The 1,362-nt window shown below is 36.8% G+C and carries 2 protein-coding genes; one reads left to right on the forward strand and one right to left on the reverse strand.

Annotated features, from left to right (window positions below):
• Positions 1-140 precede the first annotated feature (140 nt).
• Positions 141-461, forward strand: coding sequence for a TonB-dependent receptor (locus tag F564_RS0117700; RefSeq protein WP_028123744.1), 321 nt, complete (start codon positions 141-143; stop codon positions 459-461).
• Positions 462-538: 77 nt separating this feature from the next.
• On the opposite strand, the gene F564_RS19695 is transcribed toward F564_RS0117700, so the two are convergent.
• A complete protein-coding gene (locus F564_RS19695; RefSeq protein ID WP_034982007.1) occupies positions 539-1,243 on the reverse strand; it encodes an LVIVD repeat-containing protein in 705 nt (234 codons plus the stop codon).
• Between the last annotated feature and the right edge of the window lie 119 nt (positions 1,244-1,362).

The raw sequence follows: 1,362 nt of genomic DNA on the forward strand, positions 1-1,362 counted from the left end.
TCAGATTGCAACTAAGAGGTGTGCGGGATAAAGCATTTTTCTTGTTTAGGTTGTCTAAGCTTTTTGCCTAGCCCCCAAGTTTTGGAATTGATCCAGGATTATCCGGTAGCAGTCTTTTGGAAGGCAATACCGTTAGAAGAATGCCGAAATTATATTTTAATGTGACGCCGGCGCTCAATATTACCAAAGAATGGAGAACTTATGTAAGTTACAATTATTATGGCAAGCGTTTCCAGGATGAATTCAACAAACAAACGTTGCCTGCCTTCGGCGAAGTAGGAGCGGGAACATCTTATCAGTTAGGAAAAATAAGATTTGCTGTTGATGCCACCAATGTTTTCAATACCATCGGAATTACAGAAGGCGATCCAAGGTCAGGATCACCAAGCGGAGACGGCACTATCATGGCGAGGCCAATTATGGGCGCTGCGGTAAGAGGATCTATTACTTTAGAATTCTAGATTAGATTTTTTCATACGTTTTTAGGAGTCATCCCGGCCTTGTTCTGGGATGATTTTTTTATTAAATATAACTTAGCTTAAAGCGGAAGAACACTTATCTGGCTTATATTCTCAATATTTGAAAAATCGATGTTGAACTGATGTACAGAGTTTGCAGTAAATGCGAATAGATGACTGCCATCAATAATGAGATCTTTTGCAGGAATATTAGAAATTGTTTTCACAACTTTTACATTTTTCGGATCCTCAATATCAAATACCACTATGTCATTTTTATCACATATAAAAAGATACTTTCCACTTATTGCAAGACCTTTAGGTTCCAAAAGATCTCTTTCCGATATCAGGACAGGTGTTTTGATATTCTGAATGTCATAGATCATCAGTTTATTTAACACCCCTCCATTACATGTCGTATTGGAATGTAACGTAACAAAAGCGTGAGAAGAGTTAGCAACCACCGGATCGCAAGCGGTGAAATGTTGTGCTTGAGATACAAACTGCGGTGTTTCAGGATTTTTTTCGATGCTGTAGACGAACATGCCATTTCTTGATCCAATGAAGAGGTAATTATCCATTGAGAACAGTGTTTCAATATTGAAGCCGGCATCAACTGTTTTTACTTTCACCGGATTTTCGGGATCTATAAGACTGAAGACATTCAGATGACTTTGGTCTACGACGTACATGTAATTATTTTTCAGAATAAAAGTGGCGGTAGAACCCTCTTTCCCTTCACTCGAGTTAGAATTTGAAATGTCATTATTATCACTACAGGCCATTAGAAATGCTAGAGATAATAGAGTAAAACTCGTAGTGCATTATCAAACTAATGCAATTTTAATATTATTCATTTTTCTATTAAATACAAAAACATTTACAAATTGAATGAAAGTTAATG

Source organism: Epilithonimonas tenax DSM 16811, assembly GCF_000428485.1.
GTDB lineage: Bacteria > Bacteroidota > Bacteroidia > Flavobacteriales > Weeksellaceae > Epilithonimonas > Epilithonimonas tenax.